This is a genomic window from Acinetobacter tandoii DSM 14970 = CIP 107469 (genome assembly GCF_000400735.1).
Lineage (GTDB): Bacteria > Pseudomonadota > Gammaproteobacteria > Pseudomonadales > Moraxellaceae > Acinetobacter > Acinetobacter tandoii.
This window is the reverse complement of sequence record NZ_KE007365.1, coordinates 131,447-149,362: the sequence shown is the minus strand read 5'-3', so window position 1 is coordinate 149,362 and position 17,916 is coordinate 131,447. Positions and strand designations below refer to the sequence as shown.

Sequence of the window (17,916 nt, the reverse complement as noted above, 5' to 3'; positions counted from 1 at the left end):
TTAGTCCTTCTTCAAGTGTTTTTCAAGAATCGCATAGCGTTCGTTTTCAATGCGCTCAACTTCAGCAGCAGGAACATAGTAATCAACTTTCTTAGTGAAAGAGCTTACGATGAAGCTGATGATTGCAGCAACAAAGGTTACGACAACTAACCACCAAATGTGCCAGATTAAACCGAAGCCCATAACAGTAATGAACATTGCGATTACAAAGCCAGCAGCACGGTTCGTTGGCATATGTACATCTTCATAAGACGTTGGACGTGCATAAGCAACACCATTCTCTTTGTCATTCCAGAATGTATCGATACCGCTGATTTTTGGAAGATGAGCAAAGTTATAGAATGGAGCAGGTGAAGATGTAGACCATTCAAGTACACGACCATCCCATGGATCACCTGTAACGTCCATGTTGTCATGGCGTTGTAAGAAACCAACAATGATTTGCATTAAGAAACATGCAATACCGATTGCGATTAATACTGCACCAAACAATGCGATTGTGATGTACGGATCCCATTCAGGGTTGTCATATGTATTCAAACGACGAGTCATACCCATGAAGCCAAGGATATAAAGCGGCATGAATGCAAAGTAGAAACCGAAGAACCAGAACCAGAATGCTGCTTTACCCCAAGCTTCATTAAGCTTCCAACCAAACATTTTTGGCCAGTAGAAAATGATACCCGCAAACATTGCGAACACAACACCACCAATAATTACGTTATGGAAGTGAGCGATAAGGAATAAAGAGTTGTGTACAAGGAAGTCCGCAGGTGGAACAGCCATTAATACACCAGTCAAACCACCGATACCGAAAGTCACAAGGAAACCAAGTGTCCATAGCATTGGAGTTGTGTACGTAATGCGACCTTTGTACATAGTGAATAACCAAGAGAAGATTTTCACACCAGTCGGGATCGCAATAACCATAGTCATGATACCGAAGAACGCGTTAACGTTGGCACCTGCACCCATGGTAAAGAAGTGGTGAAGCCATACAACAAATGACAATACTGTAATTGCAACTGTTGCATACACCATAGACTTGTAGCCGAACAACGTTTTGCGAGCAAATGTTGATACAACTTCTGAGTAAATACCAAACGCTGGTAATACCAAGATATATACTTCTGGGTGACCCCATGTCCAGATCAAGTTCACATAAAGCATTGGGCTACCGCCAAGCTCATTTGTGAAGAAATGGAAGCCGAAGTAACGATCTAGAGATAACATTGCAATTGTTGCAGTTAAGACTGGGAATGCAGCAATAATCAGAACTGCTGTACAAAGTGCAGTCCAAGTGAAAATTGGCATATCCATAAGCTTCATGCCAGGTGCGCGCATTTTGATGATGGTAACAAAGAAGTTAACACCAGTTAAAAGCGTACCTAAACCTGAAATCTGTAACGCCCAGATATAGTAGTCAACACCAACACCAGGAGAGTATTCAATGCCAGAAAGAGGAGGGTAAGCCATCCAACCTGTAGCAGCGAATTCACCTAAAGCAAGTGAAACCATCATTAAGCCAGCAGCACCAGCGAATAGCCAGAAACTTACAGAGTTTAACAATGGGAAGGCAACGTCACGAGCACCAATCTGTAAAGGTACAGAGATGTTCATTAAGCCAACAACGAGACCCATTGCTACGAAGAAGATCATGATTACACCGTGAGCGGTGAAGATCTGGTCATAGTGTTCTGGGTGTAAGTAACCTTCACCGCCACCACGAGCGAGGAAAAGTTGTAAGCGCATCATGATCGCATCTGCGAAGCCACGAAGTAACATGACTACAGATACCAAGATATACATGATACCAATTTTTTTATGGTCTACAGATGTGAACCATTCGTTCCACAAGTAGTTCCATTTTTTGAAATAAGTAATACCTGCAACAGCAACGATACCACCTAAAATCATTAATGCGACAGTTACCAACACGATTGGATCGTGTGGAATCGAGTCTGGACCTAACTTACCTAAGAAGCTCATGTCTTATTCCCCTACAGCCGATGAAGCAGGTTCAACTGCGGCATGTGCGTCAGCAGCAGCCCCGTGAGCACTCGCAGTAGCTGAATGATCAGCACCGTGATAGTTACTCATGTATTTGTTGATCACTGATTCAAATAAGCCTTTCTCAACAGAAGAGTAGTAAGTCACTGGATGTGGCTTAGTTGGATAAGGCTTCATTGCTTCAGCAGCAGCCTTTTCTTCAGGAGTAGTCGCTTTAGCGATAAGAACTTCGATCTGATGATGCGAACGGTTGCCATCACGCAAGGTTGCGAATTCGGCTTGGTCTAAAACACCTTTCTGAATTGCAGCAGGGTTAATTGAAGTACCGTTGCCTGCTTTCACCGCTGCGACCCAATCAGCAAACTGAGCTTCAGTCACTGAATGCGCACGGAAACGCATTTGCGAGAAGCCATAACCTGAGTAGTTAGAAGAGAAACCGCGGTAGCCTTCAGCTGGGCTAGTTTCATTTGCTAACAAATGCAGGTGAGTTTGCATGCCAGCCATGGTATAAATTTGGCCAGAAAGTGCAGGAATGAAGAACGAGTTCATTGTGAAGTTAGACGTCAAACGCAAGTTCACAGGAGTTTTCTCTGGGAAGCGAATTTCGTTAACAGTCGCAATTTCTTGCTCAGGATAGATAAAGATCCACTTAAACTGTTCAGCGATAACTTGAACTGTTAATGGTGCTTTATCAGAATCGATTGGGCGGTACGGGTCATACTTGTGTGAACCCCACCAAGTTAACCAAGCTAGAATACCAATAATAATAACTGGAACACCCCAAACTACAATTTCAATAGCAGTTGAGTGTGCCCAAGTAGGTTTATAGTCTGCATCTTTATTCGACGAGCGATATTTCCAACCAAACCATAATGCCATTAAGATCGAAGGAATTACGACCAATAGCATTAAATAGATCGCAGTCATCATCAAGTCACTTTGACCTTGTGCAACTGGACCTTTAGAGTTTAGAAGTACCATATCACCACCACACCCAGTTAAGAGTGCAGCAATCGTTGATAAAGACAATACAGCTAAAATCGTTTGTCTCATTTTACAACCTCGGTGAAGAGTCCCATTCCCTAAATAATATGGGATAGCGATTAAAGTGTCGCATGATTGAGAATTTTGATTTTTGAATAAAAAAACTTCTCAAGCATGTGGCACCGCTACGTTGTAGGGCATTATGCCTGATATCGCTCAACTAAGCTATATATAAAGTCGCTTTAAATGACTGTTATAAAACCTGATTTTGGGGGTCGGAATTAGCGCTTGGTTTATTTTTTTTATTGAAATATCAATCTAATGAATTAAAAAAGGGATGAATATGTCATCCCTTGGTTTTATGGTCAGTTATTGTTTTATCACGATGGTTTTCGCTAGTTTATCGTGCAATGTCTGTCTATCTTTTCCTAAAGCGAATAAATAATCAGCAATCGTAATAAACGGCATAAACAGCATATTTAAAATGATAAATACAATACTGCGTAACAGGAAGATTCGCGTCAAATTAACTTTTTCACCGCTATCAGCATCTACAATTTTAATTCGCGTTAACTTTTTGCCGATACTTTGTCCAGACTTGGCTAGAAAGAATGCCTGAATAGCCAGCATTATAATGATATAGGCAAACATGGTTTGCCATGCTTCGATTGGAATAAGCGCGAAAAGTTGCTGTTGTAATTGCACAGCTTGAGTGGATGTGTATGCGGCTTGCATCTTTTGCTGGATGCTAGCAAGCTCATTCACTTGGTTGGCGTTCAGAAAGAAAGAAGGAATTGCTGCCGCAGGCAACCAAAGTAATAAATCAATGATTTTTGCCAATGCGCGAATATTGACTGAAGCAAGTTCAGTTTTAGATAGGTTACCTTCAACTTTAGTTTGGGTGATTGTAGGGTTATGTAACGGCGTGTGTGTTGGAGGAACATAACCTGTTGGTGTGTATACAAGTTTCCCTTGGGTTAATTCACCTAAAGCTTTCCATTCGGTCATACCTTCATGCCAAGCTAAATCTGTTAAGAGTACTTGTTGGCTGGCAAGCATCTGATTCAACTGTTCTAAAGTGTACGGACCAGCTTGTTGATTATTACGTGCCAAGTAAATTTGCATAAAAATAAAATCTCAAAAAATGAAAAGAGAAAAAAAGACCCAACTAATGGGTCTTTTTTTAACATGTTTTCTTAAGCTTGTTGAGCTTTTTCTTCTGCAAGGAAGAACCAAGTGTCTAAAACTGAGTCTGGGTTAAGAGAAACAGACTCGATTCCTTGTTCCATCAACCATTTTGCAAGGTCAGGATGATCTGATGGCCCTTGACCACAAATACCAACATATTTGCCAGCTTTGCGACATGCATGAATTGCCATAGAAAGTAATGCTTTAACTGCTGCATCACGTTCATCAAACAGGTGAGAAACAATACCTGAGTCACGATCCAGACCCAATGTAAGCTGAGTCAAGTCGTTAGAACCGATAGAGAAACCATCAAAGTGTTCAAGGAATTGTTCAGCTAACAGTGCGTTAGTTGGTAATTCACACATCATGATCACTTTAAGACCATTTTCACCACGTTTAAGACCATTTTGAGCAAGCAATTCGATGACGCGTTTTGCTTCATGTACAGTACGAACGAATGGAATCATGATTTGAATATTGGTCAAGCCCATTTCATCGCGTGCTTTTTTCAATGCACGACATTCTAATTCGAAACAATCACGGAAGTTGTCAGATACATAACGGCTTGCACCACGGAAACCAAGCATTGGGTTTTCTTCTTCTGGTTCATAAAGCTTACCGCCAATTAGGTTCGCATATTCGTTTGACTTAAAGTCAGACATACGAACAATCACAGGCTTATCAGCAAATGCGGCAGCAAGTGTAGAAATACCTTCTACAAGTTTTTCAACGTAGAATTCGATAGGAGAAGCATAACCCGCAGTACGAGCCATAACTGCTGCACGAGTTTCACGTGGCAAGCTGTCAATGTTCAATAACGCTTTAGGATGTACACCGATCATACGGTTAATAATGAACTCTAAACGTGCAAGACCAATACCTTCGTTAGGAATTTGAGCAAAGTCAAATGCACGGTCAGGGTTACCTACGTTCATCATGATTTTGAACGGAAGTTTTGGCATAGAGTTAATTGAGTTACGTTGAATTTCGAAATCTAACGAACCTTCATAAATAAAGCCTGTATCGCCTTCAGCACATGAAACAGTCACTTCTTGTCCGTCGGTTAAAACTTCTGTTGCATTACCACAACCTACGATTGCAGGTACACCAAGTTCACGAGCAATAATTGCTGCATGACAAGTACGACCACCACGGTTTGTAACAATCGCAGCAGCACGTTTCATTACTGGTTCCCAGTCTGGGTCAGTCATGTCTGAAACAAGTACGTCACCTTCTTGTACTTTGTCCATTTCTTTAATAGACGTCACGATGCGTACTTTACCAGAACCAATACGTTGACCGATTGAGCGACCTTCGCAAATTACAGTACCTTTTTGCTTAAGTAGGTAACGTTCCATGGTGCCGACATTTTCACGGCTTTTTACTGTTTCTGGACGTGCTTGAACGATATAGATTTGACCGTCGTCACCATCTTTAGCCCATTCAATATCCATAGGTGCTTGATAGTGCTCTTCGATGATCAGGGCTTGTTTAGCAAGCTCTTGAAGCTCGTGATCATTTAATGCAAATTGTTGGCGTTCTGCTTTTTCAACATCCACGACGACCACTGATTTGCCGGCAGCACCTTCTTCGCCATATACCATTTTTTGGTGTTTAGAACCAAGATTACGACGTAAAATAGCATGTTTGCCATTTTTCAGAAGTGGTTTAGAAATATAGAATTCATCAGGGTTTACTGCGCCCTGTACAACCATTTCGCCTAAACCATATGAAGCAGTAATGAATACAGCATCACGGAAGCCTGATTCTGTATCTAGAGTGAACATTACACCCGCTGCACCAGTTTCAGAACGAACCATTCGCTGGATACCCGCAGATAATGCAACGATGTCATGCGCGAAGTTTTGGTGAACACGGTAAGCAATAGCACGGTCATTATAAAGTGAAGCAAAGACTTCTTTAATCGCAATAAGAACGTTGTCAATACCACGGATGTTTAAGAAGGTTTCCTGCTGACCTGCAAAAGACGCATCAGGTAAGTCTTCTGCTGTCGCAGATGAACGAACGGCAACCGCGATATCAGGGTTGCCGTTTGAAAGGGTGGCGAAAGCGTCGCGGACTTCCTTTTCGAGATCTGCCGTAAGCGGGGTGTCGACAATCCATTGACGGATTTTTGCACCAGTTTCTGCAAGTGCAACAACATCATCAACATTTAATGCTGCAAGTTCTGCGTTAATTTTAGCGTTCAGGCCACTTTGCTCGAGGAATTCACGATAAGCGGCAGCAGTGGTAGCAAAGCCTCCAGGTACTGATACACCTGCATTCGCTAGATGGCTAATCATCTCGCCCAGAGATGAGTTTTTCCCACCCACGAGCTCTACATCGTGTTTCCCTAATTTTTCTAGACCTATTACGCGCGCTTCCAAAGTTGTTACTCCACTTTTGCAGTATTAATCACTATCTTGGCATGAATTTAAAACAAATCTGCTTAGCTTTTTAATTTTACTAAGCGACAGTCATGTAAGATCAGTTTACTATAATGATTATATAGCACTTAGACAAATATTCGAGGAGAATTTTAATGTCAGAAGTTAAACAAATAAAGCGAAGTGTGTTTTTTATTTCTGATGGAACTGCGATTACAGCAGAAACGCTTGGACACTCTTTACTGGCCCAGTTTCCAAATGTAGATTTTGACATTCATATTATCCCTTATATTACGTCTGAAGAAGCTGCTATGAATGTAGTTTCTGAGATAAATCAAAGAGCTGAGCGTGATGGACAGCAGCCTTTGGTGTTCGATACCTTAGTAGATCCTTATGTGCGAGATATTATTAATACGGCGAATGCTGTGAATTTGGATGTGTTTGAAGGGCTTATTAGTAAGTTGTCTGAAGAGTTGGGTACACCACCTACAACTTTAGTCGGACAAACGCATGCCGTGACCGATTCGGAGTCTTATAAAGCACGTATTGATGCTGTACATTTTGCACTTGATAATGATGATGGCGCACGTACTCGTCATTATGATAAAGCTGACTTAATTCTAATTGGTGTTTCTCGTTCAGGGAAGACACCAACATCCATTTATTTGTCATTACAATTTGGAATTCGTGTAGCAAATTACCCACTTACGGAAGAAGATTTAGATGACAATCGTTTGCCTTCTGTGCTGAAAGCGCATAAGCATAAGCTGTTTGGACTCATGATTGATGCTGAGCGTTTGGTTGCGATTCGCTCAGAGCGTAAAGCCAATAGCCGCTATGCAAGCTTTAGCCAATGTCAAATGGAGTTGCGCGCAATTGAAGGTATTTATATCTCAGAAGGGATTAAATATCTGAATGTATCTGAAATGTCGATTGAAGAAATTTCTACGCGTGTCTTACAAATGACGGGTTTAAAACGTCGAATCGGATAGTATTAAATTACGCCGCTATTCATATAAAAATTGAATGAATTAATACCCAATTTAAATAATTGGATTGGGTGTTTTTTGTACTTATTTTAATTATAAATATGAAACTTCATTTGAAATTCTCTGCAATTATTGATGCAAATTCGTTGTAATAATTAAGTCGACAGGATAAATAGAGCCATCTACACATTCAATGCAGCTTTCTGTAATTTTTTTGACTGGCCAAGTAATAAGTTGACATTTTTCTTGTTGCAAGGCGTGATAATAATCATCAGATTTCAGAAATTCTTTCTTTTCACGCGTAATATTTGGTGTTAGTTGTCGTTTTAGCCAGTTGTCCTGAATTTGAGAGTCCAAAAAACGCAGGGCTAAAATGCTTTTGATTCGGGGATTGATGAGGCGCTTGTTTTTTAAAAGTAATGGATGTTGCACATAACGGCTATATCGTTGCTCTGACTGTGGAAGAATTAAGGCAGGTTGTATCTGAAAAACATATACTGAACTTGAAACATTGCGGATTTTCTCAAGCAATGCTGCAATTTTTTGATCGATCCCAATGATTGCAACTCTTTGCTCGATGCATGTATCTAGGCTTAGTTCTGCTGATGTTCGGATTAGTCCTTTAAATACTTCATAATCTTGTTTTTGATGTTGAAAAATATAGCTGGAAGTATTCAGCTTACTAAATTGTTGCATGATTATCCCTTAATCATTTTTTATTGTCAGAATTTTTGTTTTCTAATTGAATATTAATTCATCTGCTGCGTAAAGTTGATTCAGCAACTCGGGAGTCATTTTTGACGGATTGAAGGATTTCGATTGTGAAAAATATTAAAAGCCTAAGAAGGATTCTTCTTAGGCTTGATGTGCATTCAAATGGTTTTAATCAAATATTATTTTTGATATCGATCAGGTGGCTAAAGTTTTTTAAACGCTTTTCAGTATCATAGATATCACAGGTGAAAATAAATTCATCTACTTGATAGGTTTTGAGTAAATCTTCAAGACCCTCTTTTACAGTTTGGACTGACCCAATTTGTGCTAAGGCAAAGAAGTTATTCACTGACATTTTTTCGACAGGTGACCATAGATTTTGCATGCTTTCTACGGGTGGTTTAAGTTTTAGGCTATCTCCTCGCATTAAGGCAAGTACACGTTGGAAGGCACTGGTTGCAAGATACTGAGCTTCTTCATCAGTGTCTGCAACGACTGTGGGCACGCCCATCGAAACATAAGGTTGATCAAGATATTCTGATGGTTGGAAATTATCGCGGTAAAGTTGAATCGCTTGCCCAAGCATTCTTGGTGCAAAGTGCGATGCGAAAGAGTAGGGAAGTCCCAAGCGTGCTGCCAATTGGGCACTAAAAAGACTAGAACCTAGAAGCCAAACAGGCACATGGGTAGATTGACCTGGTGTAGCAACAATTTTTTGATGTTCTTCAGGCGCTTTGAAGTACTGTAATATTTCAGCGACATCTTGTGGAAATTGATCCTCGGTTTCTTGGCGCCCACGACGTAAAGCACGCATAGTCACTTGATCTGTACCAGGTGCACGACCTAAACCAAGCTCGATGCGGTGAGGATAAAGTGTGGCTAAAGTTCCAAATTGTTCAGCAACTACAAGTGGCGCGTGATTAGGCAGCATAATTCCACCTGACCCGACTTTAAGTGTTTGCGTGTTGGCAAGAATATAGCCCAGTAATACGGACGTAGCAGAACTGGCAATACCATCCATATTGTGATGTTCAGCTAACCAGAAGCGTTCAAAGCCCAATTTTTCAGCGTGTTGAGCAAGTTCAAGGGCGTGATGCAGAGAAAAGGCAATACTTTTATCATCGCGGACTGGGGCTAGTTCCAGAATTGAAAATTGGGTATTTTGTAGAGTAGGCATATCCAGACTCGAAAACTATATATCGAAATAATACGATATAAGTGGGTTGTTGTATATCGTTTAATTTCGATATATTGCTCGAGCGCAAAATAAAAGCATCCGAAGATGCTTTGTATTGTGTTGGATTAATCATCCCAACGTTTTTTCTTGTGGTGACCCAAATGGCGTCCGTTGTCATGACGGTAATAGCGATCATTGTAACGTGCATCGTTATAGCGATAATTACGGTCTGAGCGATAGCCACGATTATCATAGCGTTCATCATCACGGCGATCTTCAGCTACTTTACGTCCTAGCGCTGAACCACCTGCGGCACCTAAAGCGGCACCAACATAGCCACCATTGGTTCCAGCAACATTTTTACCTACAGTATAACCACCAGCACCACCAAGACCTCCACCAATCGCCGCAGATGTGCGGTTACGGCGATCACTTGCCACCGCAGCACCACCAGCACCACCAAGTGCAGCGCCAATTGTAGCGCCAGTAGTACCGCCTAGTTGTTTGCCGATTGCTGTGCCTGCGACACTACCTAAGGCAGATGTTGCTGCAACACGAGTACCATTATCGGCATATGCAGTTCCCATCATTGTGGTCGCGATTAATGAGGCGTAAATTAAATGATTCAGTTTCATTGCAAACTCCATTTTTAAAGTGCTATGTGCTTAAGTCCAATCTAAAAGAGTAGAGCGGATTAAAATGAAGGACTTTGTATTTGAGCATGAGGCTTTTGTCATTACTTTGTATTGTTTCTTCATAACAAATTCACAATTTAGAACCCAATACTTCAGTTTCAGATCTCGCTGTTCTAACCCAACGTAAGACAAGCACCTAATGGTGCTTGAATGATGGAACTGAAGCGATTAACGGTAGTGACGGTGACGTTTTTTCCATTTACGTGAAGATTTGGCCTTTTCTTCAGCTTTGTCTTTAGAAATTTTGTTCCCTAAAGCAGCACCACCCGCAGCACCTAGTGCAGAACCAATGTAACCACCGCTAGTACCACCCATGCTTTTACCGACGGTATAACCTGTACCACCACCTAAAGCACCACCAATAGCAGACTCTGTACGGTTTCGGCGATCACTTGCTACAGCAGCTCCGCCTGCACCACCGAGTGCAGCACCAATTGTAGCACCTGTAGTACCACCCATGCTTTTACCTACAGCAGTACCCGCAACACTACCTAGTGCGCTTGCTGCTGCAACACGTGTTGTGCTATCAGCGTGAGTATTCATTGCAAACATTGAAGAGGCAGCCAATGCGGTGCTTAATAAAACGGCATTCAATTTCATCGTATTCTCCATGTCCAAAAATGCGGACGAAATTTTTTGATGTGGCAAATCTAACAAAACGCATCGTCATAAATGTGGAGAGCAAGACACTAAGTTGTACTGTTAGGTAAGTGCTTTGTATGAGTTTAATTAAAATCGTTCATTTTATGGCTGATTAATCATTGTGTGGGTAAATAAGCAACAACTTTTTGAAGGGTAGAAAAAAGTAAAATATGAGCAATGTGAAAGGTTCCAAAGCTTATTTATCAGCATAATAGATATGTCAATTAAAGGGCAGAATCGGTAAACTATGCGCAAATTTGAAATTATGCAGCCTAATTTAGACTGCTTGAGCTATTGAGATAGATTAAACAATGAAAGAATCGTTACGTTTGCGATTAGATCAGCTTTCTGACCGTCATGAAGAGTTAACAGCACTATTGGCTGATGCTGAGGTTATTTCGGATAACAAGCGTTTTCGTCAATTGTCACGCGAACATAATGATCTAACAGAAATTACGGAAGTCTGGGCAAAGTATAGACAAGCAGAAGCTGATATTGAAACAGCAAATGCTATGTTGTCTGATCCAGATTTTAAAGAAATGGCTCAAGAAGAAATTAAGGAAAATAAGGCTATTATTGAACAGCTCGAAGCTGATCTTAATATCTTGATGATTCCTAAGGATCCAAATGATGCGAATTCGGCCTATTTAGAAATCCGTGCAGGAACGGGTGGCGATGAAGCCGCTATTTTCTCTGGTGATTTATTCCGTATGTACAGCAAGTATGCTGAATCGAGAGGTTGGCGTATTGAAGTACTTTCAGAAAATGAAGGTGAACATGGTGGTTATAAAGAAGTCATCTGCTTAGTGAATGGTGAAGGGGTTTATGGTCGCTTGAAGTTTGAAAGTGGCGCTCACCGTGTACAACGTGTCCCTGCGACAGAGTCACAAGGTCGTGTACATACTTCAGCGTGTACTGTTGCGATTTTGCCTGAAATTGATGTTGATACAACGGTTGAAATTAATGCGTCAGACTTACGTATTGATACCTACCGTGCTTCAGGTGCGGGTGGTCAGCACATTAACAAAACAGATTCGGCTGTTCGTATTACCCATATCCCTACTGGTACTGTGGTGGAATGTCAGGAAGAACGTTCACAGCATAAAAACAAAGCCAAAGCGATGGCTTTATTGGCTTCACGTTTAGAAAATGCAAAACGTGCTGCAGCTGATGCTGCAACTTCTGAAATGCGTCGTGATTTGGTGGGTTCGGGTGATCGTTCTGAGCGAATCCGTACTTATAACTATCCGCAAGGTCGTATGACTGACCATCGCATCAACTTAACTTTATATAAGTTAGATGCTGTAATGGAAGGTGATTTAAACGAATTGCTTGATAGTCTGCACCGTGAATATCAGGCGGATCAATTGGCAATGCTAGCTCAACAAAACGGTGGCTAATGAATATTGCACAAGCATTGGCCTTACGTGGCGAGGCTGAAAGTTATGAGCGTCAAGAGAATGCTTGGTTACTTGAGCATATTCTCAAAATTGATGCTTTTGATTTATCACTCAAATCTGCACAAGAACTTACCGCAGAGCAAGAGCAAGATTATGTAAATGGTTTGGCTCGGATTGCAGCAGGTGAACCTTTGGCTTATGTCACGGGTTCTCAACCATTTTGGACCTTAGACCTGACCGTGACTCAGGATACTTTGGTGCCTCGCCCAGATACTGAAGTATTGGTAGAAACCGTTTTACGTCTGGATTTACCCGAAGACACACGTGTTGTGGATTTAGGTACAGGTACGGGGGCAATCGCATTGTCTCTGGCGAGCGAACGTCCTAACTGGTCTGTCATTGCAACAGACATTTATGAACCGACATTAGAAGTTGCTCTGCAAAATGCCGAAAAGCATGATTTAACACAAGTGAAGTTCTTTTTAGGCAGTTGGTTTACTGCGTTGAATCGTCAATATTTTGATGTGATTGTATCTAATCCACCATATATTGATGCAAAAGATGAGCATATGCTGAATTTAGCTGCTGAACCTGAACGAGCTTTGGTTGCGGAAAAACAAGGCTTGGCGGATATTGAACATATTATTCAGCAGGGCAAAAAGTGGCTAGCTGCACAAGGTTGGATTGTACTTGAGCATGGCTATGATCAGGGGGAAGCGGTACGTAATATCTTTAAAACTGCAGGTTTTAAAGAGGTCAGAACTGTTAAAGATTATGGTGGTAATGACCGCGTGACTTTGGGGCAACTGCAGTAATTATCGCGTTTTATAGTTGCAAAATTAAAAAAAGCACGACCCAATCGTTGTGCTTTTTTAATTTGATTGAATAGGGCTTTAAATAAAGCCACAGAGTATTAAACGGTGCAAGACTTAAGTTAAATTATGATTCATTGGTTGAATTGCGGGAGGTAATTCAATTTCAAGTGATTCTGACATTTCTCGTTCGATTAAACGCACAATTGAATTTAATGGCAGATCATTGTCTTGTAATCCAAAAGGCTCTTCAATTTGTGAACTCAGTGCATCTAAGCCTAAAAATAAATAAGCAATCAAACCCACTAAAATTGGAGTCCAGATGCCTAAACTTGCTTCTAGGCTAAAGGGTAAAATAAAACAAAAACAATAAACTGTACGATGTAGAAGTACTGAATATGAATAGGGTAAAGGGGTACTTAAAATACGATCGCATCCAGCCTGAATATTGCCTAAATCGACAATATGCTGATTTAAACTATTGTAAATAATGTCCGATACTTCAGCGTTACGTAATGCAAGGACTAAATCTTTTTGAATAGCTTCAAGCACATATTGCGCAGCATTAATTTTTTTGCTGAGTTGTTGCAACTGTGTTGAATTGAAATCCACTTTATCGTGATAAAACTCGAAAGATTGAGGTTGAGCTCTAAGACGATCACGTAATAAGTGAGTAAATAGCATGACACGATACATCAAGATATTGCGACGTTCATTACTGAGAACATGCGAATCACGAGAGATATGGCGTGAATTGGCAATTAATGCACCCCAGAGTTTACGTCCTTCCCACCAACGGTCATAACAGGCGTTGTTACGGAAGCTTAAAAAGATGGAGAGGATGATACCGAAAATGGTAAAGCCAATCGCTGGAACCGCAGGGATAGTGAAGTATTGATGTGAAGATAGGTAGACCAGAATCGCTGAAATCAATATGACGATTAATAGTGCAGGGAGTACTTTAGGAAGTATGGTGCCAGACCATGCGAAAAGTAATTTGAAACTATTATTTTTATCTCTTACAATCATTGATCTACACCATCACTATAACAAGAACAGTGTTCCACAGACAAACTGTGCTGTGCAAGAGACAGTGAAATCATTTATAAGAAAAGACGACATCAATGTCGTCTTTTCCAGTTCATTCTAATAGCTAAAATAATGTATTAAACGAAATAGTCTGATGAAATTTCGGAAATCTCAACTTTCGATAATGCATCAATTTCTTCTGCCAGACAGAGTGCGACAATTTTAGAGGTATGAGTAAGCGTTGTGCCTTGAGTTAGGTTCTCACCTGTACGTAAGCGCAGAATAGCTTCATCACTCAGTTCGAGTGCCTTTGCTTTTGCCATAGCATCATGTTGGGAGAAAAATTGGGCAATCACATTTTGTAGCTCAATTTCAGAAACATTCAACAAGCTTTGACAGAATAATTCATCTAATTCAGTTGGGGAGTTTAGAGAATGGGTAAAATTTTGCACGAGATTTTGATCTAGTACATCAATCATCTTAAACATAATGTTTACCTTTAAGTTAAGGTGATAAAACAGGAGGAGGACAGCCGAAAATAAGCATAAAGTTATGCTTTAGAATTGAGTGAAAAATATACTAATATGGCGAAATTTGCAATTCAATCTAGATGACTGAGCAGTAATAAAAAAGTTATGGCTTTATCATTTCGTTGTGAGCGTGCTTATTCTTTGGATTGACGATAAGCACCAGGGCTCAGTCCAGTCCATTTTTTAAAGGCACGATGAAAAGCACTTGGGTCATGAAAATTCAGTTCATCACTAATTTCATGCAGGGGTTTATCAGTTTTAGTTAAAAGTTCTATTGCTGTATCACGACGAATATCATTTTTTAATTGTTGATAATTACAACCTTCACTATTCAGTCGGCGGCGTACGGTTGCCTCAGACATATTAAGTTGTTGTGCCAGTACATTCAGTTCAATCCATTCTGCAGGTGGGGCTTGAAGTAGATATTTACGTACTTGGGTACTGAGTGCATGTGGATTTTTAAAGCGGACCAAGAGATTGTGTGGCGTTTGTGAAATAAACTCATACCACGATTTTTTATCTTGTTTAATTTTGATATTTAAATAGTCTCGATCAAACTCGACGACGTTTTGCTGAGTAGAATAGGCAATATTGGAACAGAATCGAATGCGATAATCTTCATCTGTTAAAGGTTTTTCACACTTGAGTTGGATTGAGTTGAGGGGAATACGTTGACTGGCTAACCAACACATTAAAGTATGAATTAACATCAGGTAGGTTGCATAACTAAACATGCGCTTTGGCTGCTTTTTATCATGAATAATAATACGTGCAACATGCTGTTCAAGAATTAATTCACTTTGGAAATCATCCAACACTAAATTAAAAAACTTTAATATATCTTTCAGCGCTTTTTCAACGGTTTCACTCTGAATAACAGCTTTAGAAATAAATTGATAACTGCCACGCCTTAAAGCATGGTGATCCATACCAAAAAACTCATCGTTCATACGATTAGCCAGTTCAATCCAAAGTTGTGCATATTGTGAAATAGATACGCGGGCCTTATTGGATTGCATTAATTCTGCGGGAATTCCTGCACTGTGTAAGATTTCCTGAATATTGTGTCCTTGATGATGCGCAGAAAGTACAGCTTCCTGTACTAGACTCATCGAAATACTGCCTTTATCGAAATTTAATTGTGGTTCACGCATGTAAAAATCCAAATCTCCAGACATTCCACTGTCCAAATCCATCATTAAGAATGCAATATTTGGAAATTGTACTCAAGCTTGACAGTGTTTACTCTGCAGCTAAAGTCGAGTATGAACTTTCAAAAAGATAGGACAGGGAAATGAAAATTCAAAATAAAGTTTTTGTAGTCACAGGCGGTGCTTCAGGTTTAGGTGCTGCCACAGTTAAATATCTGGTTCATGCAGGTGCTCGTGTTGCTTTTGTTGATATGAATCAAGAACTAGGATATGCCTTAAAACAACATTTAGGGGAAAATGCAAAGTTCTATCCTTTAGATGTCACCAATGAACAAACCGTGAAATCTTTCTTTTTAAATGTAGAGCAAGATTTTGGTCAACTGAATGGCTTGGTGAACTGTGCTGGCATTGCGCCGTCGGCAAAAGTATTAGGGCGTGATGGTTTACATGACTTGGCGATGTTTCAAAAAGTCCTAGAGGTGAATGTCACAGGTAGCTTTAATATGATTCGTTTTGCTGCGGAATTGATGGCGAAGTATGAATTACAAAACAATGAAGAAGATCGAGGTGTGATTATTAATACAGCCTCCGTTGCTGCATATGATGGTCAAATTGGTCAAGCAGCTTATTCGGCATCAAAAGGTGCAATTGTGGCTATGACCCTACCGCTTGCACGTGAGCTGGCACGAAATGCGATACGTGTAATGACAATTGCACCAGGTATTATGGAAACCCCGATGCTTAAAGGCATGCCGCAAAATGTACAAGATGCTTTGGGACAAATGGTGCCGTTTCCACCACGTTTAGCCAAACCTGAAGAATTTGCAAGTCTGGTTGGGCACATTGTTGAAAATACGTATTTGAATGGTGAAGTCATTCGTTTAGATGGTGCGATTCGTATGGCACCGAAATAAAGCTAAATACGTATATAGAGAATAAGTTTGCACAATTTGGATGTGCAAAAGAAAGAATAGAAAATTGATAAGAGTATTTACATGATTTTAAATGATGAACAAAAAATGGTTCAGGAGATGTTGCGTGATTTTTCGCAGACACAACTGAAACCCACTGCGGCTGAACGTGATAGAACTGGGCAATTTCCTGCCGAAGAGTTAAAGCAGTTAGGTGAACTCGGTGCGTTGGGTATGACCATACCGCCAGAATGGGGTGGTGCAGGTCTGGATTATGTATCACTGGTCTTGGCGCTTGAAGAAATTGCAGCAGGTGATGGTGCAATTTCCACAATTGTCAGTGTTCAAAATTCATTGCCATGTGGTATTACCTACAAATATGGTACAGAACAACAAAAGCAGAAATACCTAGCAAAATTGGCAACAGGAGAGTGGTTAGGCTGTTTTTGCTTAACTGAGCCACAGGCAGGCTCTGATGCTGGGGCATTGCAATGCCGTGCAGAGCGTGATGGTGATACATGGGTTTTGAATGGAACAAAGCAGTTTATTACGACAGGCAAGCACGCACAGTTAGCAATAGTTTTTGCTGTGACGGATAACTCCGCAGGGAAAAAAGGCATTTCTTGCTTCCTCGTGCCAACGGATACCCCAGGTTATATCGTGTCGCGAATTGAGGAAAAAATGGGGCAGCATTGTTCAGACACAGCCACTATTGTGTTTGAGAATTGCCGAATTCCTGCGGAAAATATATTGGGTGAAGAAGGTCAAGGCTACAAGATTGCATTATCCAACTTAGAGTCAGGGCGTATTGGTATTGCAGCACAATCTGTTGGCATGGCTCGCGCGGCTTTAGATTCGGCCATTGAATACGCCAATGAACGTAAGGCCTTTGGAGTGGAGTTGGTACAGCATCAAGCTGTGGCTTTTCGTTTAGCCGACATGGCAACACAAATTGAAGCAGCTCGACAACTAGTTTTGCATGCAGCAAGTTTAAAAGATGTGGGACAGCCATGTTTAAAAGAAGCCTCAATGGCCAAATTGTTTGCATCTACTATGGCAGAAAGAGTCTGTTCCGACGCGATTCAAATTTATGGCGGCTATGGCTATGTAAATGATTTTCCAGTGGAACGTATTTATCGAGATGTGCGTGTTAGCCAAATTTATGAAGGTGCATCCGATATACAAAGACTGTTGATTGCCCGAGAAATTACTTATATTTAAGCCATTATGCACATCAAAGATGTCTTGTTCTTGATGTGCATAAAACAGCAATCAGATTGATGGATTTGGAAATTGA

16 protein-coding genes are annotated in these 17,916 nt (G+C 40.6%); 5 read left to right on the top strand and 11 right to left on the bottom strand.

Features of this window, described 5'->3' with window-relative positions; translation table 11 throughout:
- The 4 genes from cyoB to ppsA form a co-directional block, all read right to left on the bottom strand.
- On the bottom strand, positions 1-1,989 hold the full coding sequence (gene cyoB / locus I593_RS04600) for a cytochrome o ubiquinol oxidase subunit I (protein WP_016166404.1): 1,989 nt from the start codon (positions 1,987-1,989) through the stop codon (positions 1-3).
- Between the two features lie 3 nt (positions 1,990-1,992).
- Complete coding sequence (gene cyoA, locus I593_RS04595) at positions 1,993-3,063, bottom strand: ubiquinol oxidase subunit II (protein ID WP_016166403.1); 1,071 nt, start codon at positions 3,061-3,063, stop codon at positions 1,993-1,995.
- Between the two features lie 300 nt (positions 3,064-3,363).
- The gene (locus tag I593_RS04590; protein WP_016166402.1) at positions 3,364-4,119 is read right to left on the bottom strand and encodes an RDD family protein; all 756 of its coding nucleotides are present in this window, start codon (positions 4,117-4,119) and stop codon (positions 3,364-3,366) included.
- A 71-nt stretch (positions 4,120-4,190) separates the two neighbouring features.
- Entirely contained in the window at positions 4,191-6,569 is a 2,379-nt protein-coding gene (ppsA, locus tag I593_RS04585; RefSeq protein ID WP_016166401.1) for a phosphoenolpyruvate synthase, read from the bottom strand.
- A 155-nt stretch (positions 6,570-6,724) separates the two neighbouring features.
- Here ppsA and ppsR point away from each other — a divergent pair, with 155 nt between their 5' ends.
- Positions 6,725-7,561 carry a posphoenolpyruvate synthetase regulatory kinase/phosphorylase PpsR gene (gene ppsR, locus I593_RS04580; RefSeq protein ID WP_016166400.1) on the top strand — a complete coding sequence of 279 codons (837 nt, stop codon included), beginning with the start codon at positions 6,725-6,727 and terminating at the stop codon, positions 7,559-7,561.
- Between the two features lie 126 nt (positions 7,562-7,687).
- Here the strand turns inward: ppsR and I593_RS04575 are convergent, their stop codons facing one another.
- From I593_RS04575 to I593_RS04560, 4 genes are all read right to left on the bottom strand, one after another.
- Positions 7,688-8,254 carry an NAD(P)/FAD-dependent oxidoreductase gene (locus I593_RS04575; protein ID WP_016166399.1) on the bottom strand — a complete coding sequence of 189 codons (567 nt, stop codon included), beginning with the start codon at positions 8,252-8,254 and terminating at the stop codon, positions 7,688-7,690.
- Between the two features lie 190 nt (positions 8,255-8,444).
- A complete protein-coding gene (locus I593_RS04570; protein WP_016166398.1) occupies positions 8,445-9,449 on the bottom strand; it encodes an LLM class flavin-dependent oxidoreductase in 1,005 nt (334 codons plus the stop codon).
- Positions 9,450-9,574: 125 nt separating this feature from the next.
- Positions 9,575-10,084, bottom strand: a complete 510-nt coding sequence (locus I593_RS04565) for a hypothetical protein (protein WP_016166397.1) — start codon at positions 10,082-10,084, stop codon at positions 9,575-9,577.
- Between the two features lie 228 nt (positions 10,085-10,312).
- Positions 10,313-10,744: a glycine zipper domain-containing protein gene (locus tag I593_RS04560; protein WP_016166396.1), complete on the bottom strand. Its 432-nt coding sequence runs from the start codon at positions 10,742-10,744 to the stop codon at positions 10,313-10,315.
- A 353-nt stretch (positions 10,745-11,097) separates the two neighbouring features.
- Here I593_RS04560 and prfA point away from each other — a divergent pair, with 353 nt between their 5' ends.
- Together prfA and prmC are read left to right on the top strand one after the other, a co-directional pair.
- Positions 11,098-12,186 (top strand): peptide chain release factor 1, encoded by a 1,089-nt coding sequence (gene prfA / locus I593_RS04555; RefSeq protein ID WP_016166395.1) that lies wholly within the window; start codon positions 11,098-11,100, stop codon positions 12,184-12,186.
- Positions 12,186-13,001: a peptide chain release factor N(5)-glutamine methyltransferase gene (prmC, locus tag I593_RS04550; RefSeq protein ID WP_016166394.1), complete on the top strand. Its 816-nt coding sequence runs from the start codon at positions 12,186-12,188 to the stop codon at positions 12,999-13,001. The genes prfA and prmC overlap by 1 nt, the downstream gene beginning before the upstream one ends.
- A gap of 114 nt (positions 13,002-13,115) precedes the next feature.
- Here prmC and I593_RS04545 read toward each other — a convergent pair whose 3' ends face one another.
- From I593_RS04545 to I593_RS04535, 3 genes are all read right to left on the bottom strand, one after another.
- Positions 13,116-14,027, bottom strand: a complete 912-nt coding sequence (locus I593_RS04545; protein ID WP_016166393.1) for a bestrophin family protein — start codon at positions 14,025-14,027, stop codon at positions 13,116-13,118.
- Positions 14,028-14,164: 137 nt separating this feature from the next.
- Entirely contained in the window at positions 14,165-14,515 is a 351-nt protein-coding gene (locus tag I593_RS04540; protein ID WP_016166392.1) for a hypothetical protein, read from the bottom strand.
- Between the two features lie 176 nt (positions 14,516-14,691).
- Positions 14,692-15,711: an AraC family transcriptional regulator gene (locus tag I593_RS04535; RefSeq protein WP_026441076.1), complete on the bottom strand. Its 1,020-nt coding sequence runs from the start codon at positions 15,709-15,711 to the stop codon at positions 14,692-14,694.
- Positions 15,712-15,851: 140 nt separating this feature from the next.
- Between I593_RS04535 and I593_RS04530 the strand changes: the two genes are divergently transcribed.
- Both I593_RS04530 and I593_RS04525 read left to right on the top strand, forming a co-directional pair.
- A complete protein-coding gene (locus I593_RS04530) occupies positions 15,852-16,622 on the top strand; it encodes a 3-hydroxyacyl-CoA dehydrogenase (RefSeq protein ID WP_016166390.1) in 771 nt (256 codons plus the stop codon).
- 81 nt (positions 16,623-16,703) lie between these two features.
- Positions 16,704-17,840, top strand: a complete 1,137-nt coding sequence (locus I593_RS04525; protein WP_016166389.1) for an acyl-CoA dehydrogenase — start codon at positions 16,704-16,706, stop codon at positions 17,838-17,840.
- Positions 17,841-17,916: the final 76 nt, after the last annotated feature.

Bases quoted from the DNA above. Each gene is read 5' to 3' on its own strand.
- cyoB (WP_016166404.1), bottom strand. From the start codon at position 1,989: ATGAGCTTCTTAGGTAAGTTAGGTCCAGACTCGATTCCACACGATCCA.
- cyoA (WP_016166403.1), bottom strand. From the start codon at position 3,063: ATGAGACAAACGATTTTAGCTGTATTGTCTTTATCAACGATTGCTGCA.
- I593_RS04590 (WP_016166402.1), bottom strand. From the start codon at position 4,119: ATGCAAATTTACTTGGCACGTAATAATCAACAAGCTGGTCCGTACACT.
- ppsR (WP_016166400.1), top strand. From the start codon at position 6,725: ATGTCAGAAGTTAAACAAATAAAGCGAAGTGTGTTTTTTATTTCTGAT.
- I593_RS04575 (WP_016166399.1), bottom strand. From the start codon at position 8,254: ATGCAACAATTTAGTAAGCTGAATACTTCCAGCTATATTTTTCAACAT.
- I593_RS04570 (WP_016166398.1), bottom strand. From the start codon at position 9,449: ATGCCTACTCTACAAAATACCCAATTTTCAATTCTGGAACTAGCCCCA.
- I593_RS04565 (WP_016166397.1), bottom strand. From the start codon at position 10,084: ATGAAACTGAATCATTTAATTTACGCCTCATTAATCGCGACCACAATG.
- I593_RS04560 (WP_016166396.1), bottom strand. From the start codon at position 10,744: ATGAAATTGAATGCCGTTTTATTAAGCACCGCATTGGCTGCCTCTTCA.
- prfA (WP_016166395.1), top strand. From the start codon at position 11,098: ATGAAAGAATCGTTACGTTTGCGATTAGATCAGCTTTCTGACCGTCAT.
- prmC (WP_016166394.1), top strand. From the start codon at position 12,186: ATGAATATTGCACAAGCATTGGCCTTACGTGGCGAGGCTGAAAGTTAT.
- I593_RS04545 (WP_016166393.1), bottom strand. From the start codon at position 14,027: ATGATTGTAAGAGATAAAAATAATAGTTTCAAATTACTTTTCGCATGG.
- I593_RS04540 (WP_016166392.1), bottom strand. From the start codon at position 14,515: ATGTTTAAGATGATTGATGTACTAGATCAAAATCTCGTGCAAAATTTT.
- I593_RS04535 (WP_026441076.1), bottom strand. From the start codon at position 15,711: ATGCGTGAACCACAATTAAATTTCGATAAAGGCAGTATTTCGATGAGT.
- I593_RS04530 (WP_016166390.1), top strand. From the start codon at position 15,852: ATGAAAATTCAAAATAAAGTTTTTGTAGTCACAGGCGGTGCTTCAGGT.
- I593_RS04525 (WP_016166389.1), top strand. From the start codon at position 16,704: ATGATTTTAAATGATGAACAAAAAATGGTTCAGGAGATGTTGCGTGAT.